General features: G+C 69.1%; 18 protein-coding genes. 11 read left to right on the top strand and 7 right to left on the bottom strand.

Going from position 1 to position 20,945, the window contains the following annotated elements; all coding sequences use genetic code 11:
- Positions 1-40 precede the first annotated feature (40 nt).
- On the bottom strand, positions 41-412 hold the full coding sequence (locus tag AB0I12_RS12370) for a VOC family protein (protein WP_359928399.1): 372 nt from the start codon (positions 410-412) through the stop codon (positions 41-43).
- 186 nt (positions 413-598) lie between these two features.
- On the opposite strand from AB0I12_RS12370, the gene AB0I12_RS12365 reads away from it, so the two are divergent.
- From AB0I12_RS12365 to AB0I12_RS12335, 7 genes are read left to right on the top strand one after another with little or no spacing between them, the layout of a single operon-like run.
- Positions 599-1,999 carry an extracellular solute-binding protein gene (locus AB0I12_RS12365; protein WP_359928397.1) on the top strand — a complete coding sequence of 467 codons (1,401 nt, stop codon included), beginning with the start codon at positions 599-601 and terminating at the stop codon, positions 1,997-1,999.
- Positions 2,000-2,003: 4 nt separating this feature from the next.
- Positions 2,004-2,918: a sugar ABC transporter permease gene (locus tag AB0I12_RS12360; RefSeq protein WP_359928394.1), complete on the top strand. Its 915-nt coding sequence runs from the start codon at positions 2,004-2,006 to the stop codon at positions 2,916-2,918.
- On the top strand, positions 2,915-3,808 hold the full coding sequence (locus AB0I12_RS12355) for a carbohydrate ABC transporter permease (protein ID WP_359928392.1): 894 nt from the start codon (positions 2,915-2,917) through the stop codon (positions 3,806-3,808). Before AB0I12_RS12360 ends, AB0I12_RS12355 begins: the two co-directional genes overlap by 4 nt.
- On the top strand, positions 3,805-4,680 hold the full coding sequence (locus AB0I12_RS12350) for an NAD(P)-dependent oxidoreductase (protein ID WP_359928390.1): 876 nt from the start codon (positions 3,805-3,807) through the stop codon (positions 4,678-4,680). Before AB0I12_RS12355 ends, AB0I12_RS12350 begins: the two co-directional genes overlap by 4 nt.
- Positions 4,681-5,946, top strand: coding sequence for an enolase C-terminal domain-like protein (locus AB0I12_RS12345; RefSeq protein ID WP_359928387.1), 1,266 nt, complete (start codon positions 4,681-4,683; stop codon positions 5,944-5,946).
- Positions 5,947-6,003: 57 nt separating this feature from the next.
- Complete coding sequence (locus AB0I12_RS12340; RefSeq protein ID WP_359928385.1) at positions 6,004-7,269, top strand: ROK family transcriptional regulator; 1,266 nt, start codon at positions 6,004-6,006, stop codon at positions 7,267-7,269.
- A gap of 31 nt (positions 7,270-7,300) precedes the next feature.
- Positions 7,301-7,876, top strand: a complete 576-nt coding sequence (locus AB0I12_RS12335) for a GNAT family protein (protein WP_359928382.1) — start codon at positions 7,301-7,303, stop codon at positions 7,874-7,876.
- Between the two features lie 29 nt (positions 7,877-7,905).
- Here AB0I12_RS12335 and AB0I12_RS12330 read toward each other — a convergent pair whose 3' ends face one another.
- Together AB0I12_RS12330 and AB0I12_RS12325 are read right to left on the bottom strand one after the other, a co-directional pair.
- Complete coding sequence (locus tag AB0I12_RS12330) at positions 7,906-8,994, bottom strand: Gfo/Idh/MocA family oxidoreductase (RefSeq protein ID WP_359928379.1); 1,089 nt, start codon at positions 8,992-8,994, stop codon at positions 7,906-7,908.
- Between the two features lie 7 nt (positions 8,995-9,001).
- The gene (locus tag AB0I12_RS12325) at positions 9,002-12,811 is read right to left on the bottom strand and encodes a discoidin domain-containing protein (RefSeq protein ID WP_359928377.1); all 3,810 of its coding nucleotides are present in this window, start codon (positions 12,809-12,811) and stop codon (positions 9,002-9,004) included.
- Between the two features lie 544 nt (positions 12,812-13,355).
- Between AB0I12_RS12325 and AB0I12_RS12320 the strand changes: the two genes are divergently transcribed.
- Positions 13,356-13,553: a hypothetical protein gene (locus AB0I12_RS12320; RefSeq protein WP_359928374.1), complete on the top strand. Its 198-nt coding sequence runs from the start codon at positions 13,356-13,358 to the stop codon at positions 13,551-13,553.
- On the opposite strand, the gene AB0I12_RS12315 is transcribed toward AB0I12_RS12320, so the two are convergent.
- Entirely contained in the window at positions 13,537-14,649 is a 1,113-nt protein-coding gene (locus AB0I12_RS12315) for a tyrosine-type recombinase/integrase (protein WP_359928371.1), read from the bottom strand. The genes AB0I12_RS12320 and AB0I12_RS12315 overlap by 17 nt on opposite strands.
- Before the next feature lie 125 nt (positions 14,650-14,774).
- Between AB0I12_RS12315 and AB0I12_RS12310 the strand changes: the two genes are divergently transcribed.
- Positions 14,775-15,926 carry a hypothetical protein gene (locus AB0I12_RS12310; protein WP_359928370.1) on the top strand — a complete coding sequence of 384 codons (1,152 nt, stop codon included), beginning with the start codon at positions 14,775-14,777 and terminating at the stop codon, positions 15,924-15,926.
- A 470-nt stretch (positions 15,927-16,396) separates the two neighbouring features.
- Here AB0I12_RS12310 and AB0I12_RS12305 read toward each other — a convergent pair whose 3' ends face one another.
- Positions 16,397-17,194, bottom strand: coding sequence for an NAD(P)H-binding protein (locus AB0I12_RS12305; RefSeq protein ID WP_359928367.1), 798 nt, complete (start codon positions 17,192-17,194; stop codon positions 16,397-16,399).
- 56 nt (positions 17,195-17,250) lie between these two features.
- On the opposite strand from AB0I12_RS12305, the gene AB0I12_RS12300 reads away from it, so the two are divergent.
- The gene (locus tag AB0I12_RS12300; RefSeq protein ID WP_359928364.1) at positions 17,251-17,634 is read left to right on the top strand and encodes a helix-turn-helix domain-containing protein; all 384 of its coding nucleotides are present in this window, start codon (positions 17,251-17,253) and stop codon (positions 17,632-17,634) included.
- A gap of 448 nt (positions 17,635-18,082) precedes the next feature.
- Here AB0I12_RS12300 and AB0I12_RS12295 read toward each other — a convergent pair whose 3' ends face one another.
- Positions 18,083-18,490, bottom strand: coding sequence for a hypothetical protein (locus AB0I12_RS12295; protein ID WP_359928361.1), 408 nt, complete (start codon positions 18,488-18,490; stop codon positions 18,083-18,085).
- Positions 18,491-18,746: 256 nt separating this feature from the next.
- Here AB0I12_RS12295 and AB0I12_RS12290 point away from each other — a divergent pair, with 256 nt between their 5' ends.
- Complete coding sequence (locus tag AB0I12_RS12290) at positions 18,747-19,712, top strand: BtrH N-terminal domain-containing protein (protein WP_359928359.1); 966 nt, start codon at positions 18,747-18,749, stop codon at positions 19,710-19,712.
- On the opposite strand, the gene AB0I12_RS12285 is transcribed toward AB0I12_RS12290, so the two are convergent.
- Positions 19,709-20,923, bottom strand: coding sequence for a tetratricopeptide repeat protein (locus AB0I12_RS12285; protein ID WP_359928357.1), 1,215 nt, complete (start codon positions 20,921-20,923; stop codon positions 19,709-19,711). The two genes, AB0I12_RS12290 and AB0I12_RS12285, sit on opposite strands and share 4 nt — an antisense overlap.
- Positions 20,924-20,945: the final 22 nt, after the last annotated feature.

The raw sequence follows: 20,945 nt of genomic DNA, 5'->3' as shown, positions 1-20,945 counted from the left end.
CGCCCATCCTTCCCGCCGGCACCATCGACCTGCACCCGATTTACTGCGCCCCGGCGACCCCGATCAGGTTGCCTTCGGGGTCGGTGAACTGCCCGACCACCAGCTTCCCGGGCACGCCCTCCGGCCCGAACACGCGCTGTCCACCAAGCTCCTCGGCCCGTCCCAGCGCCGCCTCGACGTCATCCACCCCGACGTAGAACAGCACCTTCGCCCGGAGCGACGCCCCGCCTCCCACACCTCCGTTGAACCCGGCGACCCCGGCGTCGACGAACCCGTACCGCCCCGGCTCCGAAACCTTCCCGGACACGGTGTCGCCGAGCTCGAAGCTCCACCCGAAGAGGCCGCGGTAATACGCCTGCAGCCGGGCGGGATCGGTACCGGTGATCTCGAAGTGCACGATCTGGTTGGCCATGTCTGGCTCCTTTCGTCCCTGGTACGTCGGTGTCCGGGCCGGCGGCTCGACATGTTGCGAAAGCGTTGTGGCAAAAGCCGGGCGTCAGGTCTTGAGTTAGTAACACGCTTGGTTTAACTTACTCGGGACCTGGCCGGTGTGTGGCTCAGAGCACATCGGCGGCATCCGGAAACCTGAGGAGTTCCGATGACGAGAGTGAGCAGGTGGGGCCGCTACGGGACCGCCCTGGGGGTGGCCGGGCTGCTGCTCGCGGCGGCCGGCTGCGCGAAGGCGACGGACCCGTCGTCCGGCGGCGCTGCTGCGGCCGGCGGCGAGATCGACGAGAAGGCGCCGGTCACCATCACGATCGGCGACCGCCCGACCCCTGACAAGCCGAACGACATCAAGGCGTTCGAGCAGAAGATCAAGGACTTCACGGCGAAGTACCCGAACATCACGGTGAAGTCGACCGAGACCAAGTGGGAGGCGCAGACCTTCCAGGCCCAGGTGGCCGGCGGCACGCTGCCGACGGTGATGAACATCAGTTTCACCGAGCCGGCCAACATGATCCCGAACAAGCAGCTCCCGGACATCACCGACGAGCTGAAGCGGGTCGACCTGACCAAGGACCTGAACCCGAACGTGCTGAAGATCGTCCAGGACGCGAACGGGCGGATCTACGGCGTCCCGATCGACGTGTTCTCGGTCGGCCTGGCCTACAACCGGGCGCTGTTCACGCAGGCCGGTCTCGACCCGGACAAGCCGCCGACGAGCTGGGACGAGGTCCGGCAGTACGCCAAGCAGATCGCCGAGAAGACCGGTAAGGCCGGCTACGCGCAGCTGACCACGAACAACACCGGCGGCTGGATGCTGACCACGATGACGTACAGCATGGGCGGCACCGTCGAGAGCCAGGACGGCAAGAAGAGCACCTTCAACGACGCGCCGACCAAGAAGGCGCTGCAGTTGCTCAAGGACATGCGCTGGACCGACAACTCGATGGGCAGCAACTTCCTCTACAACCAGGAGGAGATCCGGCAGGACTTCGCCGCCGGGAAGATCGGCATGGTCCTGCAGGCGCCGGACGCGTACGACATGAGCGTCAAGAACTTCGGCATGAAGCCCGCCGATTTCGGTGCGGGCGCATTGCCGCAGGACGGCGGCCCGCACGGCACGCTGACCGGCGGCTCGCTGAAGATGATCAGCCCGAAGGCAACCAAGAACGAGATCGTCGCGGCGCTGAAGTGGATCAAGTTCGACCAGTTCGACAAGTACACGACCGAGGCGCTCGCCGTGCAGGACGCGAAGACCACCATCGCGGACAAGGGCTTCGTCGGGCGACCGGGCATCACGCCGCTCAGCCAGGAGACGTACGACCAGTACAACAAGTGGCGCGAGCCGTACGTGAACGTCCCGGTCAAGCAGTTCCAGGGCTACATCGACTCGACCACGAGCCTGAAGCTGCTGCCCGAGCCGTCGAACAAGGGCCAGGAGGTCTACTCGCTGCTCGATCCGGTCGTCCAGCAGGTGCTGACGAAGAAGGACGCGGACATCGACAAGCTGGTGAGCGACGCCGCCTCGAAGATCGACGCCCGCCTCGCGCGGTAGCCCCATGTTCCAGCAAAGAACGCAGAAGTCCGGCCGGAGTGTTACCACCTGGTACCGCTCCGGCGGGCTCAGCGCCGTCCTGTTCGCCGTGCCCTTGGTGCTGATCTTCCTGTACTTCTCCTGGGGCCCGATCGTCCGCGGCCTGGTGCTCAGCTTCCAGAAGAACAATCTCGTCCAGGCGCCGGAGTGGGTCGGGATGGCGAACTTCAGCTACGTGCTGACCGACCCGCAACTTCCGCAGGCCGCGCTTAACACGCTGTACTTCGCCTTCCTGGCCCTGGTCTTCGGCTTCCCGGTGCCGCTGTTCCTGGCCGTGTTCATCAGCGAGCTACGCCGCACCGGCTGGCTGTACAACGTGCTGTCGTACCTGCCGGCCGTCGTACCGCCGGTGGCCGCGATCCTGTTGTGGAAGTTCTTCTACGACCCGAGTACGACGGGCGTGTTCAACTCGATCCTCGGCTGGTTCGGGATCGGGCCGTTCGCCTGGCTGAACTCGCAGTCGCTGGCGATGCCCGCGATCGTGCTCGAGGCGACCTGGGCCGGCGCCGGCGCGACCTCGATCATCTACCTGGCGGCGCTGACCGGCGTCCGTACGGAGCTGTACGAGGCGGCCGAGCTGGACGGGTCCGGGATCTGGAGCCGGGTCTGGCACGTCACGCTGCCGCAGATCCGCGGAATCATCCTGATCATGATGCTGCTGCAGCTGATCGGCACGTTCCAGGTGTTCACCGAGCCGTTCCTGTTCACCGGCGGCGGCCCGAACAACGCCACCCTGTCGATCCTGCTGCTGATCTACCGGTACGCGTTCATCAACGGCGACTTCGGCGCCGCGACCGCGCTCAGCGTGCTGCTCGCCGGGGTGCTGTGCGTGCTGTCGGTCGTCTACCACTTCGTCACCCGCCGCTGGAGTACGACATGACCCGTGACAATTCCCCGGAACGCGGAATCATCTCCATCGCCGACCGGAAAGTTTCGGCGGTCCGCTACGGGTTGCCGGCGATCCAGGTGCTGCTGTTCATTGGCGTGGTGATCGCCGGTGTCGGACCTCTGCTGTGGCTGCTGAAGTCCGGTGTCTCGACGAGCCAGGACATCGTGCGCGGCCCGATGCAGCTGTGGCCGTCGGGCATCCAGGTGCAGAACATCCCCGACGCCTGGAACCGCGTGCAGATCGGCGCGTACCTCGGCAACACCGCGTTCATCGCGATCGGCTCGATGATCTCGACGCTGTTCGTGTGTACGACGGGCGCCTTCGTGCTGAGCATCCTGCGGCCGAAGTGGGGGCCGATCATCACCGGCGCGGTGCTGGCGACGCTGTTCCTGCCTGGTGTCATCTCGCTGGTGCCGCTCTACATGACGGTGCTGAAGCTGCCGCTGCTCGGAATCAGCCTGCAGAACACGTTCTGGGCGGTCTGGTTGCCGTCGGCGGCCGGCGCGTTCAACGTGCTGGTGATGAAGCGGTACTTCGACTCGATCCCGCGCGAGCTGATCGAGGCCGCCCGGATCGACGGCGCGAGCAACCTGCGGCTGTTCACGGCACTGATCCTGCCGCTGTCGAAGCCGATCGTCGGAGTGGTCGCCCTGCTCACCGTCATCGGCTCGTGGAAGGATTACCTCTGGCCGCTGCTGGTGCTGCCGGATCCACGGCTGCAACCGATCTCGGTGGCGCTGCCGCGGGTGCAGAAAACCACAGAGATCTCGTTGCAGATGAGCGCCCTGTTCCTCGCGGTGCTGATCCCTGTGGTGCTGTTCTTGTTGTTCCAGAAACAGTTCCTGCGCGGGGTGGGAATGGCCGGAGGAATCAAAGAGTGACTGAACTGAACGACCGGCGTGTGCTGGTCACGGGGGCTGCCGGGCGGATCGGGATGACGACGGTCGAGCACCTGAACGCGCTGGGTGCGAAGGTGACCGCGTTGAGCAATGTCGAGCACCCGGACCTGAAGGCGGACCGGGTGCTGATCGGCGACACCCGGTCCGAGACCGACGTCGCGCACGCGCTGGAGGGCGCGGAGTACGTCGTCCACCTGGCGGCGCTCCCGCACCCATCGGCCGGCACGCCGTACGAGGTGTACTCGATCAACGTGGTGTCGACGTTCAACGTGCTGGCCCAGGCCGGTGCCCTCGGCATCGACCGGGCCGTCATCGCGAGCAGCATCAACGCCACCGGCGTGCCGTTCAACCCGCACGAGATCCGGCCGCCGTCCTTCCCGTGGGACGAGCAGGCGGCGAGCGACGTCGGCGACGCGTACTCGCTGTCGAAGCAGAACGACGAGAACACCGCGCGGATGGCGTGGCGGCGGTGGGGGATCGACGTGGTCGCGTTCCGGTTCCCGCACGTGAACTCGCCGGACGTGCTGCAGGAGATGTCCGAGCATGTCCGCAAGCATCCGGCCGGCGGGTTGCGGGAGGCGTGGAGCTACCTCGACACCCGGGACGCGGCGTACGCCGTCGAGCTCGGACTGACGGCGCCGCTGTCCGGCGCGCACACCTTCTTCGTCACCGCGAGCACCACGATCGCGCCGTACCCGACCGAGGACCTGCTCGACGCGTACGCGCCGGACGTGCCGCGGTCGCGCGCGTTCACCGGGCGCGAGGTGCCGATCGACCTGACTGCCGTACGGACCGTGCTGGGCTTCGAGGCCCGGCACGAACTGGACCTACCGACCCTGACTCTGGAGCCCTGAATGGCTGTGCACAGTCCGAGCAACTTCGACCAGCCGTGGACCGCGCGGGACGACATCCGGATCCGCGAGGTGCAGGCGATCGTCACAGCACCGCAAGGCATCCCGCTGGTGGTCGTGAAGATCGACACCACCGAACCGGGCCTGTACGGGCTCGGCTGCGCCACGTTCACGCAGCGCTGGAAGGCGGTCCAGACGTTCGTCGACGAGCACCTGGCGCGGCTGCTCGTCGGCCGCTACCCCGGTGACATCGGCGACCTCACGCGGCTCGCGTCGTACTCGGGCTACTGGCGCGGCGGTCCGGTCACCAACAACGCGATCTCCGGCATCGACCAGGCCCTGTGGGACATCGCCGGCAAGCGCGCCGGGATGCCGGTGTACGAGCTGCTCGGCGGCAAGGTCCGCGCCGCCGCCGACACCTACATCCACGCCAGCGGCAAGTCGATCGAGGACACGATCGACCACGCGCAGAAGCTGATCGCGCAGGGCTGGCGGCACATCCGGCTGCAGGTCTCCACCCCGGGCGGCGGCGGGTACGGCGCTCCGCAGGTGCCGACGCTCTACCCCGACTCGCCGTATCGCAACGGCTGGTCGGCCCGCGACTACCTGCGCACCACGCCGGAGCTGTTCGCGGAGGCGCGGCAGGCGCTGCCGGACAACATCGAACTGCTGCACGACGTGCACTCGCGGCTGACCCCGAAGGAAGCAGTCCTGCTGGCGCGCTCTCTCGAGCCGTACGGGCTGTTCTTCCTCGAGGACGTGCTGCCGCCCGAGCACTGGGACCGGCTGCCCGAGGTGCGGGCGGCGTCGCCGGTACCGCTGGCGGTCGGCGAGCTGACCACGTCGATGACGGACGCCGTCCGGCTGGTCCGCGAGCACGGTGTCGACTTCATCCGCTCGCACGTGTCCGACATCGGCGGTCTCACCCCGGCGCGGAAGCTGGCCGATCTCGCCGAGCTCTGCGGCGTCCGGACGGCCTGGCACGGACCGGGCGACACCTCGCCGATCGGCGCCGCGGCGAACGTGGCGCTGGACGTCACCTCTGTTGCCTTCGGCATCCAGGAGGGGCACCTCTACAACGAGGCGACGTACGAGGTGTTTCCCGGCACGCTGCGGATCGAGGACGGCTGGCTGCGGCCGAACGAGGCGCCCGGCTGGGGTATCGACGTCGACCTGGAGGCGGCGGCCCGTTATCCGGCGGAGTTGTCCGGTCACGACGAGTGGGCGGCCGGCGTCCGGCGGATCGACGGAGCGCTCGAGGCACCGTGATCCGGGCGGTCCGGCAGTACGATCACGGCCAGTGAGGGACGAGACGGGGAGGTGGCGATGAGCGATTCGGTCGAGGGACTCGCGGAGCTGCGGCGCGCGGGCGCGAACCAGTACGACCTGGGCTCGTTCAACGAGGCCGTGATCATCGAGACGATCCGGCTGGCCGGCATCATCAGCCGGACCGAGATCTCCCGCCGGACCGGTCTCACCCAGCAGTCGGTGTCGCGGATCCTGCGCATCCTCCTCCAGCAGGGCCTGCTGGTCGAGGAGGCGCAGGAGCGCGCCGAACGGCTCGGCAAGCCGCGGACGCCGGTCCGGCTGCGGTCGAACGCCGCGCACGCGGTCGGCATCCACATCGATCCCGAGCTGCTCACCGTCGCCGTGGTCGACCTGGACGGCACGATCGTGCGCCGCGAGACGGTCGACCTCGCCGACGGTCTCGCGGCCGACAAGCTGATCGACCTGACCGCGGCGACGGTCACCGCGGCGCTCAGCATCAGCCAGATCGACCTCGCCTCGATGCTCGGTGTCGGCGTCGCGGTGCCGGGCCCGATCGACGCGCACGGGACCCTGCTCGCGCTGCCGTTGCAACCGGCCTGGCGCGGGCTGAAGATCCGTGAACTGCTGCAGCAGAAGCTGAACCACCCCGTGCTGGTGGAGAAGGACGGCACGGCGGCCGCGATCGGCGAGCGCTGGATCGGGCGGTCGGCGCGGGCGCGCGACTTCGCCTACCTCTATCTCGGTACCGGCGTCGGCAGCGGCCTGATCCTGAACGGCTCGATCTATCGCGGCGGGACCGCGAACGCGGGCGAGTTCGGGCAGATCGCGGCGCTCCGGATGGGGGAGTGGGACCCGGAGAACGGCCCGCGGATGGTGCCGGAGTGCAACCCGACGGCGTCGCTGCCAGTGATCGCGGGCGAGTTCGGGTACGTCGAGACCGATGCCGGAGCCACCGACGAGGCCAAGCGGTACCGCGCCGTGTGCAAGGCGGCGGCCGACGGGAACGAGGCGGCGGTGAAGGCGGTCGCGCAGGTCGCGCGGGTGATCGGGCAAGGCGCGGTCGGCCTCGTGGACCTGCTCGACATCGACCTGATCGTCCTCGGTGGACCGGCGTTCGGCCAGGAGATCTCGGAGATCTTCCTGACCGAGATCGGGCGCGCGGTGAACGCGCACCCGGTGGCCCGGGAGACCCGGCCGGTGCTGGTCGAGGAGTCCATGCTGCAGACCGACGCGGCCGCGGTCGGCGCGGCGTCGACGATCTTCCACGACGCGTTCACGCCGCGGGTGTCGGGCTCCAGCCAGGCGCGGAGACTGCCCAAGTAGGGATCGCCCGGCGCCGATCTAGGATGCCCGGGTGGATCCGACCCTCACCGATGCCCTGACCGCTCCGCTCACCGGCACGGTCACCCTCCGCCCGGTCCGCCCCGAGGACGCGGCCTCGTACTGCGAGGCGATCCGGCGCAGCCGCGAGCAGGTCGCTCCGTACGAGCCCCGGCGGCCGGAGCACTGGTACACCCCGGAGTTCCAGGCGACGCGTTTCGCCGATCAGTTGAAGCTCGACAACGCCGTCCCGTGGGTCCTCGCCGAGGGCGATCGCGTCATCGGTACGGCGACGCTGACCAACATCGTGCACGGCGCCTGGCGCAACGGCGACATCGGCTACTGGGTCGACGTCGCGGAAGCCGGCAAGGGGCTGGCGACGGCGGCGCTCACCGAGGTGTGCCGCCTCGCCGACGAGGTGCTGCTGCTGCACCGGATCGCGGCCAGCACCAACCACGACAACACCCGGTCACAGCGCGTCTTGGAGAAGTGCGGCTTCGAGCAGTACGGCTTCGCGCCGGAGTACCTGCACATCAACGGCCAGTGGCGCGACAGCAAGCTCTACCACCGCATTCTCAACACGCGCGCGCCGGGCGAGCCGCCGGCCTGAGACGGCTCGCCCTGCGCGTCAGTTCGGCGTCAGTTCGGCGGCAGGCCGATGCCGCGGGAGACGTCGACGTCGTCGTACCTGCCTTCGAGGACGTCGATGAACTTGACCGGGCGCTGGAGCGTGGAGGCGATGTAGACCGCTCGCACCGTCGCCAGCGCGTCGATCGCGTCCTGGACGGTGATCGCGGGCTGGGAACCGTCCGTGATGGCCTTGAGGATGTCGTCGTACTGCGCCTTGTGGCCGCCCGGGTCACCGGCGTCGGTGGGGGCGTCGTTCTTGTCGCCGTCCACGTTCAGGCGGCGAAGGCGGTCGTTCTCTACCTCGGCCCCGCCGTCGGTGCCGTGGACGGAGACGCGGGTGCGGCCACCGGGGAAGGCCGCCGTGGTGGCGTGCAGCGTTCCGACGGCGCCGTTCTCGAATGTCAGCGTCGCGACGACGGTGTCCTCGACCTCGATCGCGTGGTGAGCCGCCCGCAACGCCTGGGCCTGGATGGTCACCGGGCGGCCCATGAACCACAGCATCAGATCGACGGTGTGGACACCCTGGTTCATCAGCGCGCCGCCGCCGTCCTGCTCCCAGGTCCCGCGCCAGCCCGCGGACGCGTAGTACTCGTCGCTGCGCCACCAGGCCACCGTCGCGACCGACGACGTCAGCTGCCCGAACCGGCCGGCGTCGATCGCCTGCTTGACCACCGCGCTGCCGGCGTCGAAGCGGTGCTGGCTGATCACCGACGACACCACACCGTGGTTCGCGGCCCGGGTGGCCGCCGCGCCGAGGCGGCGGGCCCGGACCAGGTCGACGTCGAGGGGCTTCTCGATGACGACGTGCTTCTTCTCGTTCAGCGCCTGCTCGCCCAGCGCCGCGTGCGTGCCGCTGGGCGTGCAGATCGCCACCAGGGAGACGTCCGACCCACTCAGCGCCGCGGTCAGGTCGTCGTACATCTTCGGCTCGGGCTCGCCGAGTTCGACCAGGTGCGCCCGGAGTGCCTCCCGGGCCGCGGCGTCACCGTCCACCAGGGCGGTGACGATCGCGTCCGGCCGTTCCGCGACGGTCTGGGCGTGGGTGCGGCCGATGATGCCGCACCCGACGATCGCGACCTGCTGTTGTGTGTCAGCCATCTCGCTCCTACTTCGGGGTGAAGTTAGCGGTCAGAATCTGGTCCGTGCCGACCGTGAAGGTGTACGACGGCGCTGTCGACACCACGGTCCCGTCCACGGTCCAATCCCGGAAAACGCTATCCGATCCGGACGCCGCCGTCACGGTGACCTGCGCGCCGACCTCGTACGTTCCCGGCTCGGACTCGTTCCCCGCGATCGCCACGGCGCCGTTGCCGGCCGCCCGGACGGACACGCTGCGTTGCACGACGTTGATCACCATTACGTTGCGCAGCGTCGCCGACCCGCTCAGCGTGGCGCCGTTGTAGCGGGCGAGGTTCGTCGCCTCGACGTCGCCGCTCGCCACCCGCACGGTGTGCCCGTCGCCGCCGAGATTGTCGGTACCGAGGTTGAACGCGTCCACCTGGCCGGAGTTCACCACGAGACCGTCGTGGAACCCGTACGCGAACACGTTCAGCAAGGTCAGCCCGCGGGCTCCGTCGACGGTGACGATCTTCGCGGTCTTGCGCATGTACTTGTCGATGACGAGCTCGAAGATGCGGCCCTCGTTCATCCAGTACGGCTGCTGGTAGCCGACCCGGGTGACCGCGTTCCCGTTCGACAGCACGCCCTCGACCCGGCCGTTGCGGCCCGGGCCGATCGCGATCGCGTGGTCGAAGAACGCGCCCGCGACCTTGCGGACCACCACGTCGTCACCGCTCAGGTCGATGCCGTTCCAGGCGTTCGGGAAACCGGCGTTGACGACGTAGTTCGCTCCGGCATGCCCGCGGATCGCGTACGGGTACGGCAGCACACCCTCGGCCCGGCCGGGGTTGTTCTCCGGGTAGAAGACCCGCAGTCCACGCACTCCGGCGCGGTTCTGCAGCGTGATCAACGCCGTGTCCGTGTTCCGCTCGAACGCCTGCAGCACAGTCCCGCCACTCGCACCGCCCTGGTCCCGGTTCGGTACGGCGGAAGCGCCGCGCAACTCGACCTTCGCCGGGACGTTCAGGTGCGTGCTGATCCGGTACCACCCGGCGGGCAGGTAGACGATCCCGCCGCCCTCACGCCCGGCTCGGTCGAGAACTTTCTGCACCGCACGCGTGGTGTCCGCGGCCGGCAGGTAGCCGACTCCGTGCGGCGCGTCCACGACGTACAACTTCTGCACCGGCTTGGGCAGGGGTTTCTGCGTGTACGTCGGGGCGGTGCCGGACATGTGGTGGATGATGCCGGTCTGCGCGCCGGTGACCTCGGTGCCGGTGAGCTTGACGTAGCCACGGGAGTTGTTCGCGATGCCGCCGTCGACGTGACCGCCGGCCAGGGTCAGGCCCCACCGGTCGTCCATCACGTCGACCTTGAGGCCGAGCGCGGTCCGGCGTACGTCGGGTTCGAGGAAGCTGCCCGTGAACTGGGCCCGCTGGCCCGCGACCACGTGGATGCCGACCGCGTAGTCGGACAACGCGATCCGGTAGAACTGGTCCCATTCGAGGTCGCCGAGCACCAGACCGGTGCCCTTCGCGCGGGTCCACGCGTCCAGCGCCGCACGGGCCGGCGGGTGGAACGCCGCTGGAGCGGCCGACCAGTACGAGTTGCTGAACGTCACGTTCTCCCAGGTGCCGACGTCGGCGCCGTTGTAGGCACGAGCACCCTCGAACAGCGCCGTGCCGCGGACGTTGCGGATCGTCGTGGACTCGTGCACCTGCCCCGAGCTCGGGGCGTTGCCGTGGTCGTTCGGCATCGTGCTGACGCCGATACCGCGGTACGAGTTCAGCATCGTGACGTCGGAGACCGTCGCCATCATGTAGTTCTCGTTGCCGATCCAGGCGCCGCCGGGGATCTCGAACGTGTAGTTGTACGGGACCGGCGCGGCCGCGCTCTGGTTCGGGTAGTACGTCGTCACGCCGAGAACGCCGGCGCTGCCGCCGATCCGGAACAGGCTCGGCCCGTCGTCACCGGATCGCAGGTCGGCAACGATCACCGTGCCCGTGCCGAGTTTCTGGCCGTGGTCGCCGCGGAGGCTGCAGAACGCGTGGACCTCGATCGTGTCGGTGACCTTGTACCGCCCGGCCGGCAGCCAGACCGTGCCGCCGCCCGCGTCCTGACAGGCGTAGATCGCCTGCTGGATCGCCTTCGTGGAGTCGCGGCGGCCGCTGCGATCGGCGCCGTACTGCGTGGCGTCGAAGTCCGCGACCACACCGTCCTCGGTCGGGTTGCCGGTGGTCACGAGCCGCGGCGCCGGCGTCACGACAGGCACGAGCCGCAGCTGCAGCTCTTTGACGCCGAACGAGTCGGCGCCGGTCATCGCGACCCGCACGTAGCGCGCGCTGACCGTCGCGAACCGCGTGCGGCTGAACTGGTTGCCGCCCGGCGATCCGGTCAGTCCGACGTCGACGAAGTTCTTGCCGTCGTTCGAGACCTGCACGGTGTAGTCGGGGGAGTACGCCTCGGCCCACTCCACGCGTACGTCGTTGACCGGTCGCGGGGCACCGAGGTCGACCTGCAACCACGAGTCGGCCGCACCGGTCCAGGTGGTCTGGTGGTTGTTGTCGTTCGCGTTCGCAGCGCCGGTTCCGCCGCTCGCGGTCGCCGTACCGTCGTCGGCGAAGTTCGTGTCGACGACGGATGCCGTGAATGTGTCGAGGGCGGCCTGCAACGCCTTGAGCGCGTCCTTGACCTGTCCGTCGGTGACGCCCGGGGTGGACGCGATCGCCTGAGCGTTGTCGATCGCGTCCTGCAGCGTGGCGCGGCTGCCGGCCGGGTACTGGCCGTCGCGTGTCCCCTCGCGGGCCGCCTTCTCGGTCCGGGTGGCCTGGGCGATCAGGTCGACGAGGCCTTCGGTGACGTCGAGTGTGGTGGCGACCTTGGCGACCCGGACCGCGGCGACCTTGAGGTCGACAGCGCCGTCGCCGTTGTGGATCCGGAAGTCGCCGCCGTTGGAGCGGTTCGTCAGCACGGCGTCGGGCAGCGCGAAGGTGTACGTCTTCCAGGTCTTCGTGTCGCCGTACCGGACCACCTCGGAGTTCTTGAACTTCTCCGGGATCGTCTCGCCGGGGGAGTCGTAGTGCAGCCCGAACTGGCCGTTGCCCTCGTCGAAGTAGTCGATGCTCACCAGGACGAGAGCGCGGTTGTCGTACAGGTATGTGTCGGCGACGTTCATGTAGAAGAAGTTCGTGCCCGGCGACGGCGCGGTGCGGTCGGTCTGCCAGTACGAGCGGCCCTCCTGGACGCCGGTGATCAGGTGCGAGGCGTCGTCGCCGGCCCGCGGGCTGATCCCGTTCTGTACCGGCGCCGCGCCGAGCTGCACGGAGGCGCCCGCCGTACTGATCCGCAGGCCGGCGACCGTGATGTCACTGCTGCCGCCGAACAGCCGGACGTCGGCGTCACCGAGCCGGTCGGTGAACGCGATGCCGGTGAGCGCGAACACGCCGGTCTTCCAGACACCGGTGTTGGTGAGCTGCACATCGGTCGCGTCCTGCTGCGGGTTCGACGCGGCGTCGTACTGCAGTTCGAGCGTGCCGGAGCCGCTGTCGAGATAGGTCACCGTCACCAGGACGTCGTCGGTGCCGATCTCGTCCACATAGTCGTGGTCGACGTCGAACTCCAGGTAGCCGGTGCCGGCCGCCCGGTCGGTCTGCCAGTAGGTGCGTCCTTGTTCGGTGCCGGTACGCAGCCCGGCCGGATCGTCGCCGGCGGCGGGTCGCACGCCGAGCGTTGTAGGCGTCGGCCCGAGGTCGGCGCCGACTCCGCTGGGATACATGACGGCGGCGTGTGCCGCCGGGACGACGAGGAAGGTGCCGAGAAAGACGGCAGGGAGAACCCGCGCGAGCAGGCGTCTGGACATGTCGAAACCTCCAGGTGGCGGACCGGAAGTACATGCGTCTGCAGCTGCGCGGATAAGTTAAACCAAGCGTGTTACTAATTCAAGAGCCGGGAAGAAGAGGCCCAGCACGCTGAATCCGACGGCCGAAGCTGAGGCGATCCCGGGTACGGCCGGCCTGCAAGACGACGGACGTCGCCCCATCGGACGGTCGGCCGAGCTGCCGCATGATCCGGGTGCTGAAGCTCACGTGCGGTCTCGTTGGCGACTGGACGCCGACGGTGCACGACAAGAACGCCTGGTCCCTCGACCGCCGTGGTCGTTGCCCGGGAAGGTCCTCGACCGGCCGAACCTGGTCGGCTCGATCCCGATCGGACCGTCGTACCGCTGCTCGGCCGGCGCCGGCGCGGCATCGTCGGCGCCGATCGTGCTGCTCGCACTGCGCACCGATCCCGGGCGGTCGACGTGCCGAACCGGAAGCGGTCCCGGTCGACGCCGCCTGGGCCGCCGGCCGGGTAGTGGATGTTGCCGAGCATTCCGCAGGTGGACATCGAGTCCCTGAGCCGTGATGTGCCGCGGCAGAGGCCCCACCCAGCTCGGACCGGACACGATCCGCGGGCTGATGGCCGAGGCGCCGGACGTCGGTCCGGAGGTGTACGGCCGCACGACCGGCGCGACGGCGATGATCGTGCAGCGCGGCGCGGTGAGTTCGCCACGGCCGACCTGCCCGCGCGGTCCTCACCTGTGGCTCAGCCGGGGGACTTGAGGTGGCGGGGGACGGCTGTCATGACGCGGCCGAGGTCGTCGGTGAGTGCGGCGACCCGCTCGGCGCGGCCGTCGTCGTCGATGTAGATCATGACCGTGCGGACGTCGGCGTGACCGGACAGCTCCTGGAGCTCCTCGGCGCCGTGGCCGCGGCGTTTCTGGTCGGTGATCGCCGTAGCGCGTAGTGCGTGCGGACCAACGGTCTCCGGGCGGGGGATACCGGCTGCCCGGGCCAGGCGGCGCAGCAGTCGGGTGACGTCGTGCCGGTCGAGCCGACCTCCATTGGCATCGGCGACGAGGGGAGCCGGTCCCGTGCCGGTCCAGGCCGGGCGCATCGCGCGATACAGGTCGAGAAGCTCGGCGACCGTGGTCTCGAGCGGGACCCGAACCGACTTCCCGCCCTTGCGAGTCACGACCAACCACGTCCTCCGGCCCTCGTCATGGCGGTCGGTGTCATCGGCCCCGCACAGCTCGGAGACTCGCAGGGCACCGGTGTAGAGCAGGCCGACGATCAGCGCGTCACGAACATCTCCCGCTGCCGCGATCAAGGCCTCGACCTGGTCGGCGTCCAGCACCCGCGCGGACGTGGCGCGCCGGCCGCGGTGGAACTTCGGCCGGTGGTCGTCGTCGGAGATGGGGCAGACCGCCGGTAGACCCCAGCCCGCGGCGTACCGGTACAGGCTGGACAGCGTCGACAGCCGGCGGGAGATCGACGACGCGGCCGCTCCCGCATCTTGCTGACAGGTCAGCCACATCGTCACCTCGCCACGATGCAGATCCAGGCCGAACCGCTCGTGGCCGAGCTCGCGACGGGCCCAGTCGGCCCACAGCAGCAGGTCGTCGGCATACCCGATGCGGGTGTCGTGGCTGGCCCGCCGGGAGCCGCCGAGCCACAGCACGACCAGCGCGGTCAACTCCGGGGTAAGCGCCTCGGCGAGCAGGTCGAGGCGGTCGACCTGCTCGTTCCCCTGGCCGTGCAGTGGACGCCGCCGGCCGAGGGAGCGCCGTACGGCGGCTTCGGTGATCGGGTCAGGCGCCGGCAGCTCGACCGCAGTCTCGGCTGGGCGAAATACGAGCGGTTCCGGCAGATCGTTCACACAGAGAAACTAGCGCATAACGGGGATTATGCGCTACTTCAGTTCCGTTTCGTTCAGTCAAAAGTAGAGTGCGAAAACTAAACGAAAAGGGCAACTTTATCGACGTAAACCGGTAGGGTGGCGTCATGACGGAAACGGATCTCGGCGCGCAGCGTCGGCAAGGGCTGTGCGAGTTCCCGGGCGTGAGCTGTGCCAACCCGAAGCAGGTGGACCCCGGGACGCCGGGCCGCCCGCCGAAATACTGCGGGCGAGAGGGAGCGGGCGTCGACGGGAAGCCCGTCCTGCACAACAAGGCGAACGCGTGGGCTGCGAAGAACCGTCTGGCCAGACAGCCGGTGCGGCGTGACACCGCGGCGCCGGCCGGCTCCGAACCGGCGACGGGTCCGGTGACCGCGGCCCGGATGACGCTTGAGCAGCTGATGAAGGGCAACCTGCCGCGTCTGGTGGAGGAGCTGGAGGGATACCTCGCGCAGATCGCGGAAGCAGTCCGCACGTACGGCGATGCGGAAGCGGTCGCGGCCGAGGTGGAGCAACTGCAGGCGTCGTCGCGAGCACAGCTCGCCGACGTCGAGCGGCAGCGAGGCCAGGAAGAGCACCGCCGGCGCCAGGCGGAGCAGCTCGCGGCCGAGGCCGAGGATGCCCGGGATGAGGCCGACGAGGCTGCACGGGAAGCAGTCACCGCGCTCGACGAAGCGCGTGCCGATGTAGCGGTCGCCGAGGAAGCGGCACAGCAGGCTCGGCTGGACGCGGCGGCGGTGCGTGAGAGCGCAGCGGCTGACCTGGAGAAGGCCCGGCAGGAGATCGCGGCTGCCGGTGAGGCCGCGGCTGCGGAGGTGGAGCTGGTCCGCGCCGAGGCAGAGCAGCGGATCCGCGACCTGCAGGCCGCGGCCGAGGAGCAGCTCCGCCAGGCCCGCAGCGAGGCCGAGGCCGCCCGGATCGCTCAGGCTGCGGCAGAAGCCGAGCGCCAGACCGCGCAACAGTCGGCCGACCAGTTGCGCACCGAGCTGCGCCAAGAGCGCGAGCGGCACCGCGCCGAGCTCGACGCGGTGCGCAGCGACTTCCGTGCCGACCGCGAGCAGCTACGCGCGGACCATCAGTCCCAGCTGGCCGACGTGAAGAAGGCCGCCGAGGACCGCTTCGCCGCACTCAACGCCGCCCAACGAGCAGCAGAACAGGTAGCCGAAACCCTCCGCCACCAACTAGAAACCCGCCCCGCCCCGACCCCAACCTCCCCCCACGGCAAGGAAGAAGCCGCAGAGGTTCTCCCAGCCAACTGAACAACAGTCCCGCACTCCGGTCCCACGGCAAGCACGGGGGCGGCGGAGGTTGTGGCAGCCGACAGAACGACAGGTCGTCGAGCACCTGCCCTCCGCTTCGGTCCGCCGCCGCTTCCCGTGGCAAGGAAGAAGCAGGACAGATCGTGGCCAGGCAACTGAACCACGGGGTCGTCGAGCGCCTGCTCCTCCGCTTCGATCCGCCGCCTCCCGCGGCGATCACGGGGTGGGAGAGGTTGTGGCAGGCAACTGAACCACAGGTCGTCGAGCGCCTGGCCGCCGCTCCCTTCCCGCCGCTTCCCGCCGCTTCCTGCGGCAAGCGCGGGAGCCGGGAAGGTGGTGGCACCCGACGGAGCGACGGATCGTCGAGCGCCTGGCCTCCGCTTCGGTCCCGCCGCCAACCATGACAAGGACGAAGCGGGGGAGTTGGTGGCAGGCGGCTGGACGGCGGGGCGTGGAGCGGCTGTGCTTGTTTAGCGGAATGCGTGGATGTTTCGGTGGACCCAGTCGGCGAAGGTGTGGGGTGGGCGGCCGAGGACAGTCTCGATGTCGGGGCTCGGCTGTTGTTCGGCGGGGGTTGGTGTGCCGAGGACGTTGAGGGTGGCCTCGACGACAGGCTCCGGCATGAAGGTCAGCATGCCGGCGCGTGCCTGGTCGCGGGTCAGTTCTGTGAAGCTGATCGGCGTACCGATCGCGGTCTGGATCACGTCGGCTTGCTGGCGGGGTGAGATGGCGGCGGGGCCGGTCAGGGTGTAGACGGTGTTGGCGTGGCCGGGCTCGCGGAGAGCTGCGGCGGCGACCTCGGCGATGTCCTGCGGGTCGACGGCGGGCAGGGCGACGTCCGCGAACGGCGCGGCCATCGCACGCCGGGTGCGGATCGACTCGGCCCACGCGAACGCGTTGCTGGCGAAGTTGCCGGGACGCAGGATCGTCCACTCCAGACCGGACCCGGTGACGGCGTCCTCGTGGATCGCCGGGTGGCGCTCGGTCGCGACGCCCTGCGACGACAGCAGCACGACGCGCGGCACACCGGCGTCGCGGATCACGTCGACGACGGGCTGGAGGTTGCCGCCGGCAAGGAAGTCGGCGGAGGTGAGGAGGAAGACGGCCTTCGCGCCGTCGAGGGCCGGGGTCAGGGTTTCGGGACGGGTCAGGTCGGCCTGGTGTCCGTCGCCGTGCCGCGAGACGGGGAGGACATCTTCGCCGGCGGCGGTCAGGGTCTGGACGAGTGGGCGGCCTACGTTGCCGGTTGCTCCGGTGATCACGATCATGACGACGACGCTACTGGCCTCGGGATAGTAGGTACCTAGAGGATAGTATTGGGTTTGTGAAGGAGAACACAGCAGTCGATCCGGTCGCAGCCTGTCCGATCGCGCCGGTCGTGGACCTGGTCTTCAGTCGGTGGACGACGCCGATCCTGTGGACGCTGAACGAGTACGGGCGGCAGCGCTTCGTCGAGCTACAGCGGCGGATCGGGGTGATCACGCCGAAGGTGCTCACCCAGCGCCTGCGCCAGTTGGAGCGCGACGGCCTGATCACCCGCACGTACCACGCGGAGGTCCCGCCCCGCGTCGAGTACGACATCAGCCCTCTCGGCCGCAGCCTCGCCCCGCTCTTCCACTCCCTCGCCGAGTGGTCCCCGAACCTGGCGAAAGTAGCGAAAGCCCGCCACCACTTCGACACCCACGAACCCGCCCACCGCCGCCCCTGACCCGCCGTGCACCTGACCCACCCTGCACCTGACCCGCCGTGCTCCGCCGCACCCCTGACCTGCCGCACCGCTGACCCGCGCGGGCTTGGCCGTGCCGCGTGGGTCGGATTGCCGACGCCCCACTCCGCCTTCCAGGCTTGATCCGCGCACCTTGACCTGTGCCACCGATGAGCTGGGCGTTCCTGGCCCACGCCGGTCGCGCGCCGCGGCTCCGCCCGGCTGCGTACCAGGGGATATCCACTGACGTTGGGGGTTCTTCCTTCGCATACCAACTGAGAACCCCCAACGCGAGGGGATATCCCCTCGCGTGCGGAAGTTCGGGGCCCGTGTCAGCTCGACAGGACGTGTCAGTCCGGTAGGTAGTGCACCTGAGCGTGGATCCGTCCGCGCGTACAGTGTCTCGCCGGTGCACTACCTGTCGTCCGTGCACACCGTCCCGCTCGGCTGGTCAGGCGACGCCGGCCAGTTCGCGGGTGGGGAGGGTGGTGAGCAGGGCGAGGAAGTGGGTGGTCGCGTCGGGGAGGCGGAGGAGGCCCGCTTCGTTCCGGCGCCAGCCGAACTCGAGCTCGCCGTCGAGCGTGCGCTCCGCGAGCGGTACGGCGTATCGGCTGAGCGTCACGCGGGACGGGCCGGTCTGCGGGTGGTGGTCGCCGCAGCCGCACTCGGCGGGGATCGTGATCGCGGTCAGTGCGTCCGGCGCGTAGGTGCGCAGGCGCAGCGTCGTACCGCGGGCGGTGAACCGGGCGATCGTTGCGTCGGGCAACTGGACGAGCAGCTCGACCGGTACGGCGTACGAGCCGGGGAGGAGCCGGAGACCACGAGAGGCGAGCAGATCGGCGAGAGCCGGGAGATTCATGCGATGTTCCTGTGTGTGCTGTGTCGGCGGGCGGGCCACGGAAAAGGTCAGGGCCTCGTGCGCCGGGAGCCGGCGCTCGTCAGCGACAACAGCAACAACACAGCATCTGCATGCCGAAGATCATGACAGCACGGACGGCCGAGCACCAAACACCGTCCGCGATCTGGGACGACTGTCCGTGATGTGTCAGGCACAGTGTCGACGCAGTCTGAGGGGACCTGGACTCTCCGGTTGCCGGAGGGTCCATGATGCCGGTGTGTCAGGTCACGAGCACTGCGAGACGACAACGCTGGGCGTGCTGCTCAGGCATCAGGGGCTCGAGCTGTCCGAGCCGATGATCTTCGGCCTGGGATCCGCGCTGTCGTTCATCTACTGGGACAGCAAGCAGCTGGACTTTCCCTTCCTCGGCGGACGGATCAAGCCGTTCGAGCTGACCAGGAACTTGGTCGGAAGGCTCGAGCTGGAGCTCCTGGTCCGGGAGACGGCGTCGCCGCGGAAGGCCTGGGAGAACGTCGCCGCGTCGATCGACGACGGTCAGCCGGTGGGATTGCAGCTGGACAGCTACTACCTGGAGTACTTCAGCTCGAAGGTGCACTTCGGCGGTCATGTCGTGGCCATGTACGGGTACGACGACCACTCCGCACATCTGGTGGACACGCCCCAGCAGGGCGGCGAGGTGACCACCAGCTTGACGAGCCTCGCTGAGGCCAGGGCCGCGCGAGGACCGATGACAGCCAGGCACAGGTCTTTCACCCTCACCGCCCCGAGAGGCATGCCGGACCTACCCGACCGGATCGTTCCGGCGATCACCGCGTGCGCGGACGCGTTCCTGCATCCCCCGATCGCCAACGTGGGGCACCGAGGCATCGACAAGGCCGGCAAGCTCGTGCGGACGTGGCTCCAGCGGACCGACACCCCGGAGAGGGACCTGCCACAGGCCGCACTGCTCATGGAGAAGGCGGGCACGGGCGGCGCGCTGTTCCGCAATCTCTACCGCGACTTCCTCGGCGAGTGCACCGAGATCCTCGACAGCAACGACCTTCGCACCGGCCACAGGTTGTACGCCGAGGCGGCCATCGTCTGGACCGAGGTCGCAGCTTTGATCACTCGCGCCGGCGAATCAGAAGACCCGCAGTACCTCGTGAAAGCCGGCGCCGCCCTCCACGACGTCGCCCAGATCGAACGCAACGCCATGCAGGCGCTCAGCCGTATCGGCGCTTAGCCGTTCAGCTCCGCGGTACGCTGCTCGGCCTCCTCGACGAGTTCGGGCACTTCGGTGTTGGCCAAGGTGTACCCGTACCAGCGGAGAGCGCCGGCCTTGTCGCCGAGCCAGTAACACAGCTCCCCGAGATGCGCGGCCGCCAGCGGGGCACCGTCGTACCCGGACTCGACGAAGTGCCCGAACCAGCGCTTGGCCTCCGGAAGGTCGCGGTCGTGCTTCGCGATCAGCCCGAGGTGGTAGATCGTCTTGTCGAGCACCGGGCTCTTGCGGTCGGCGATCGTCAGGTAGACCGCGCGGGCCGCCTCGAAGTCGCCGGTCTTCTGATGCGTCTGCGCCAACGCGAACACGGCTTCGGGGTCGTCACCGCGCGCGGCGTCGGTCAGCGTCCGTATGGCCAGGTCGTCGTCGCCCGCTTCGCGCTGCAGGATGCCGAGGAGTGTCTTGGCGCGTGTGGGTACGTCGGCGGTCGAGTCGTCCTCGACGCCGAGGATCGCGGACACCGGCCGCCCGCCGGGAGCGGTGGCGGCGGACCTTTCGCAGGCTTCCGCCGCGGCGGTCTTGTCGCCGGCCGCGACCAGCACGTCGGCCAGGCCGAGCCAGGCCGCGCCGACGAAGTCGGGGTGACCGATCGCAACGACCTGCTTGGCAGCCCGGGCCGCAGCTTCCTCCTCGTCCCGCATCAGATGCAGCGTGTACAGGCCGAGCGCGGCCCGGGACCGGTCAGCGGTGTCGAAGTTCGACAGCAGCGGAGCGAGGACCGGGTCGCCGGATCGGAGCTCTTCGTTGTCCGGCCAGATCAGGTCGTCGGTGAGCTGACCAGTTAGGTCGCGAGTGAAGTCGAGCTTGCCGAGTACGGCGGTCACCTCGGTGTGGGCTCTGCTCCACGCAGCGAGGCCGTGGACCTCGGGCCCGAAACGGAAGGAGATCAGTCCGGCGAGCAGTGCGGCGCGGCCGAGCACCGACGGTTCATCGTCAGGACCGGAGTCGACGGTTCGGTCGGAGCTGGCGGCGGCGCGGAAGGCTTCCCAGGCCGAGGCAGGGTCGTCGAGCGCCAGGTAGGCCCAGCCGATCAGGAACGCGATCCGCTGCGCGTCAGGAACCCGCTCGGCCAGCGCTTCGCGGCACTTCTCGACAGCGTCGGCGGCTGCCGGGTCGCGTCGTACAGCCAGTTCGGTTGCGGTCAGGGCAGCTTGCTCGAGGTCCGTGCGCACGGTCCGCGAAGCTACTGGACCA

The sequence above is a fragment of the Kribbella sp. NPDC050459 genome (assembly GCF_040655315.1).
GTDB lineage: Bacteria > Actinomycetota > Actinomycetes > Propionibacteriales > Kribbellaceae > Kribbella.
The sequence above is the reverse complement of the archived record's forward strand: the minus strand, read 5'-3'. Positions and strand labels throughout refer to the sequence as shown.